Raw genomic sequence first — 5,247 nt, 5'->3', positions numbered from 1 at the left:
CGCCGACCCGCCACCCGGCGTTGCTCGGCGACATGGGCGGGATTGAACTCCAGAACCTCCCAGCCGACCGGCCACGGATAATCCAGCACCGGCCGGTGATAGTGCCCAGCCGCTTCGATACCAACCTTGACCTGGGCAGACGGTGGAACCACCGCACTGACTCGATGCACAGTCTTAGCCAGCTCCGACCGAGTCAGCGCGAACCCCACAGGACCAAACACCCGATGACGGGAACTGTCCGTCGCCGAGAGCATCGCCGAGCTCTTGCCGACATCGACGGCAACGACGATCGTGGACGACGTGACTGGGGCAACATGCACAGACACAACAACACCTCCGGGGCGTGTCAAGAGAACCAAAGCGCGTCAACGCCCAGGTCCTCGAAAGGGAACTCTGACAATCCCTTCCTGACACCCCCGGAGGCGTTTGTGAAGGACCAAACCGATCTATATCAGCCGTTCTGTGCAATGTCCTCCAAAACGGCGATCATCGTGCGGGTCGGCACACCGGTGCCCCCCTTCGGGGTGTAGCCCCACGGGCTGCCGGTGTTGTAGGCGGGCGTGGCGACGTCGATATGCGCCCAGGCCACCCCGTCGGCGACGAATTCCTGCAGATAAGTGCCGGCCACCAGCATCCCGGCGAAGCGTTGCCCGGTGACGTTGGCCAAGTCGGCCACCGTCGACTTCAGCTCGTCTTTGAGTTCTTCGGGCAGCGGCATCGGCCAGCCGTTCTCGCCCACTTTCTGCGATATCGCGGCAACCCTGTCGCGGAACTCGTCGCTGCCCATCACCCCGGGAGTGCGGGCGCCTAGCGCCACTGCCTGCGCACCGGTCAGCGTCGAAGTCTCGATCAGATAGTCCGGTTTGTCCTCACACGCCCGCACGATGGCGTCGGCCAAGATCAGCCGGCCCTCGGCGTCGGTGTTGAGCACCTCGCTGGTGGTGCCGCCGTAGTGGGTTAAGACATCGCCCGGGCGCTGCGCGGTGCCTGACGGCATGTTCTCCGCCATCGGCACCGTGGCGATCACGTCGATCGGCAACTCCAGCTGCGCGGCCAGCGTCACCGCGGCGATGACCGCCGCCGCGCCGCCCATGTCGGACGTCATGTGGTGCATGTTGGCGGCCGGTTTGATCGAGATCCCGCCGGTGTCGAAGGTGATGCCCTTGCCCACCAACGCAACCTTCTTGGCTTTGGGGTTTTCGGCCAGCCGCGACCCGTGATGGATCAGCCGGACCAGCCGTGGCGGCCGCGACGAGCCCTTGCCGACTCCGATCACTCCGCCGTAGCCGGCCTTCTGCAGCGCCTCGTCGTCAAGCACCTCGACGTCCAGCCCGACGGATTCGCCCAAAGCCTTTGCTCGGCTTGCGAATTCTGCAGGATATAGGTGGCTGGGCGGGGTGTTGACCAAGTCCCGCGCGGTTGCGACGGCGGTCGCGACAGCCGCGGCGTGACTGGCTTTTTTCTTGGCGTCCTTCCCGGTGGATAACACCGTGACCTTGCCCAGCCCCGCATCTTTGGGCGCCGTCTTCGCGGTGCGGAACTCGGTGAACCGGTAGCTGCCCAAGATCAGCCCTTCGACAGTTGCGCCGACATCGAGCTGCGAAAGAGTCGTGATCACCGCTTCGGCTCCGTTTAGTGCTCGTGCGGCGACCCCCGCGGCGCGGCGAACGACGTCGGCCGGCCACTCCTCGCGCGGTTTGCCCAGCCCGACCGCCAGCACACTGCCCACCGGCAACGACGGCGCGATCAGCCGGTGCACCTGCTCGGCGCCGCCTTTGGCGCTCAACGCGTGCAGACTCGTCTCAATCTCGGCGACCGCGTCGGCGTCCAGGAACGGTTCGGCCCCAACGACCGTTGCGCGTGGTCGGTCCTCGTTTCCCGTCGATACCACGGGCACGATCAGCACGGCTGATCCGGCGCCGCGGCGCGGCAGCGAGGAGGCGACAGTGACAGCGGGGGAGACGTAACCGGGATGAGTGCTCACGGCCATCACCATATCCACCGCCCATTAGGGTCGAGTCTCGTGAGCAATGAGCTGCAGCACGGACCACTGGAGGATCGTCACCGCGAGCTGGGTGCTACTTTTGCCGAGTTCAGCGGCTGGCTGATGCCGCTGTCGTATGCCGGCACGGTTAGCGAGCACAACGCCACCCGCAACGCCGTCGGCCTGTTCGACGTCAGTCACCTGGGCAAGGCGTCGGTGCGCGGCCCGGGCGCGGCGCGGTTCGTCAACTCAGCACTCACCAACGACCTGGCCCGCATCAGGCCGGGCAAAGCGCAATACACCTTGTGCTGCAACGAATCCGGCGGTGTCATCGACGACCTGATCGCCTACTACGTCGCCGACGACGAGATCTTCCTCGTGCCCAATGCCGCCAACACCGCCGCAGTGGTGGCCGCGCTTCAGGCGGCCGCACCGCCCGAGCTGGCGATCGAAAACGAGCACCGCTCCTATGGCGTGCTCGCCGTGCAGGGGCCTCGCTCCGCCGAGGTGCTCGACGAACTAGGGCTGCCGACCGGTATGGATTACATGGCCTATGCCGATGCATCGTTTGCGGGAGTGCCGGTACGAGTGTGCCGCAGCGGCTACACCGGCGAACACGGCTATGAATTGCTGCCGCCCTGGGAATCCGCGGGTGTGGTGTTCGACGCGCTGTTGGCGGCGGTGACCCGCGCTGGCGGGCAGCCGGCCGGGCTCGGCGCCCGCGACACGTTGCGCACCGAGATGGGTTACCCGCTGCACGGCCATGAACTGTCAGCCGACATTTCGCCGCTGCAGACCCGCTGCGGTTGGGCAATCGGCTGGCAGAAGGACGCGTTCTTCGGGCGCGATGCGTTGCTGGCCGAGAAGGCCGCGGGGCCGCGGCGGCTGTTGCGCGGGCTGCGCGCAGTGGGCCGCGGTGTATTGCGGCCCGACTTGGTGGTGTTGGACGGAGACACCAAGATCGGGGTCACCACGTCCGGAACATTTTCTCCGACATTGAAAACCGGCATCGCGTTGGCGCTGATCGACACCGACGCGGGCATTGAGGACGGTCAGCATGTCACCGTCGACGTCCGCGGCCGCGCGCTGGAATGCGAAGTTGTGCGCCCGCCGTTCGTCCAACCAAAAACCCGATAGACACGCGTAGATACAATCGCAGGATGACCAGCGGCCTCCTCGAGTTCACGGTTTCGCGCACCGCAAACCCGACACCCGATGAGGTACGCGAGTCGATTCTGCGTGACCCGGGTTTCGGCAAGTATCACACCGACCACATGGTGTCTATCGACTACACCGAGGGCCGCGGTTGGCACGACGCCAGAGTCAACGCATACGGGCCGATTGAACTCGACCCGTCGGCAATCGTTTTGCACTACGCGCAAGGCGTGTTCGAAGGACTGAAAGCGTATCGGTGGGCCGACGGGTCGATCGTGTCGTTTCGTGCCGACGCCAACGCCGCACGGATGCGGTCGTCGGCGCGACGGATCGCGATCCCGCAACTTTCCGACGAGGTGTTCATCGAGTCGTTGCGGCAGCTGATCGCCGTCGACCGTGCGTGGGTGCCGCCCGCCGGCGGCGAAGAGTCGCTGTATCTGCGGCCGTTCGTCTTCGCCACCGAGCCGGGACTGGGAGTTCGCCCGGCCAAGCAGTACCGCTACCTGGTGATGGCCTCGCCTGCCGGCGCCTACTTCAAGCACGGTATTAGGCCGGTCACGGTATGGGTGTCCACCGAATACGTGCGGGCCGCCCCGGGCGGCACGGGTGCAGCGAAGTTCGGTGGCAACTATGCGGCCTCGTTGGTGGCTCAGGCCCAGGCCGCCGAAAAGGGTTGCGAGCAAGTGGTGTGGCTCGACGCCGTCGAACGCCGCTACATCGAAGAGATGGGCGGAATGAACCTGTTCTTCGTGTTCGGCAGTGGTGCTTCGGCGCGGCTCGTCACGCCCGAGCTGTCCGGCTCGCTGCTGCCCGGTATCACCCGGGATTCGTTGCTGCAGTTGGCTACTGACGCGGGCATCGCGGTCGAGGAACGCAAGATCGACATCGACGAGTGGCAGAAGAAGACCGCCGCCGGCGAGATCACCGAGGTCTTCGCCTGCGGCACCGCGGCCGTCATCACCCCGATCTCGCATGTGAAGTACGGCGACAACGAGTTCACCGTCGCCGACGGCGAACCCGGCGAAGTCACGATGGCTTTGCGCGACACGCTCACCGGAATCCAGCGCGGCACCTTCGCCGACACCCACGGCTGGATGGCGCGGCGGGGCTGAGCCCGCTTCTACCCCGCCGCCAGCAGCACCGCGGTCACCGTTGTAGTGGCTTCGATGGCTGCGCCCAACACGTCACCGGTGATGCCGCCGAAACGTCGCACACAGTGCGCCACCAGAGCGGCGCTGCAACCCAGTGCCACCAGCACCGCGACCGGTCCCTGCCACAGCTGTGGACCCGCCCATACCGACGCCACCAGCAGCGCCGCCGCCCAGCCCCATACCGTTGTCGCCGACTGAGTGCCGGCGACGTATGCACCGAGCGTGCTGCCCTGGGCCGCGGGCACCGAACGGCGGCAGGCCAGCACCGCCGCGACCCGGCCCGCGCACACCGCCACCACGATCCCAACAGCGCTCACGGCCGAAAAAGCAAGGCCCTGAAGAATTATCACGAGCACGACGGCCGCCACCCCGAACGGTCCAGTCGAGCCGTCGCGCATCAGCTCGAGCGCCCGCGGGGCAGGCCCGTAGCAGCCGAGCCCATCGGCGGTGTCGGCCACGCCGTCGATGTGCAGGCCCCGGGTCGCAGCCAGCAGGACAGCCACCGCCAGGAATCCGGCCAACGGGCTGCCCGAACCGAACGCCAGCGCGCCAAGCCACGCCACCGCCGCCGCCAGCACCCCCAGCGCGGCTCCGACCACCGGCAACGCCGTCATCGTGCCACGGCCCAGCGGCCGGTCACCCATGCCCGGCAGGACCGTCCCGAAAGCGAAAGCCGTTGCCAGCGAACGGATCACGTCACCTCGTCGACAGTGTCCGCCTGGGTCGCGACACCGGCCGCGGAGAAGGTGGCCATCGACGACAGGGTGGCCACCGCGGCACGCAGCACCGGCAACGCGGCCGCGGCGCCGGTGCCCTCCCCGAGCCGCATCCGCAGGTCAATGATCGGGTCGAGCCCCAGCTGCGCCAACGCCAGCGCGTGAGCCGGTTCGGTGGAGCGGTGACCGGCCTGCCACCACAGCCGCGCACCGGGCGCCAGGCGCTCGGCGAGAAGAGCCG

Annotated in this window: 6 protein-coding genes; 2 read left to right on the top strand and 4 right to left on the bottom strand. The window is 67.2% G+C overall.

Features of this window, described 5'->3' with window-relative positions:
* Both ACFE99_RS22435 and ACFE99_RS22430 read right to left on the bottom strand, forming a co-directional pair.
* Positions 1-326, bottom strand: a 326-nt coding sequence (locus ACFE99_RS22435) for a transposase (RefSeq protein ID WP_375488698.1), incomplete at its 3' end; no start/stop codon positions are given.
* A gap of 125 nt (positions 327-451) precedes the next feature.
* Positions 452-1,984 (bottom strand): leucyl aminopeptidase, encoded by a 1,533-nt coding sequence (locus tag ACFE99_RS22430; RefSeq protein ID WP_375488696.1) that lies wholly within the window; start codon positions 1,982-1,984, stop codon positions 452-454.
* Between the two features lie 39 nt (positions 1,985-2,023).
* Here ACFE99_RS22430 and gcvT point away from each other — a divergent pair, with 39 nt between their 5' ends.
* Together gcvT and ACFE99_RS22420 are read left to right on the top strand one after the other, a co-directional pair.
* On the top strand, positions 2,024-3,121 hold the full coding sequence (gene gcvT, locus ACFE99_RS22425) for a glycine cleavage system aminomethyltransferase GcvT (RefSeq protein WP_375488694.1): 1,098 nt from the start codon (positions 2,024-2,026) through the stop codon (positions 3,119-3,121).
* 23 nt (positions 3,122-3,144) lie between these two features.
* Positions 3,145-4,251 (top strand): branched-chain amino acid aminotransferase, encoded by a 1,107-nt coding sequence (locus ACFE99_RS22420; RefSeq protein WP_375488692.1) that lies wholly within the window; start codon positions 3,145-3,147, stop codon positions 4,249-4,251.
* An 8-nt stretch (positions 4,252-4,259) separates the two neighbouring features.
* Here ACFE99_RS22420 and ACFE99_RS22415 read toward each other — a convergent pair whose 3' ends face one another.
* A complete protein-coding gene (locus tag ACFE99_RS22415; protein WP_375488690.1) occupies positions 4,260-4,985 on the bottom strand; it encodes an adenosylcobinamide-GDP ribazoletransferase in 726 nt (241 codons plus the stop codon).
* A partial coding sequence (locus ACFE99_RS22410) for a nicotinate-nucleotide--dimethylbenzimidazole phosphoribosyltransferase (RefSeq protein WP_375488688.1) occupies positions 4,982-5,247 on the bottom strand: 266 nt, incomplete at its 5' end. The genes ACFE99_RS22415 and ACFE99_RS22410, both read right to left, overlap by 4 nt.

The organism is uncultured Mycobacterium sp. (assembly GCF_964249325.1).
Classification (GTDB): Bacteria; Actinomycetota; Actinomycetes; order Mycobacteriales; family Mycobacteriaceae; genus Mycobacterium.
Note: the sequence above shows the minus strand (reverse complement) of the source record. Positions and strands in the feature narration are given on the sequence as shown.

Excerpts from the sequence above, each read along its gene's own strand:
- ACFE99_RS22420 (WP_375488692.1), top strand. The coding sequence starts at position 3,145 with ATGACCAGCGGCCTCCTCGAGTTCACGGTTTCGCGCACCGCAAACCCG.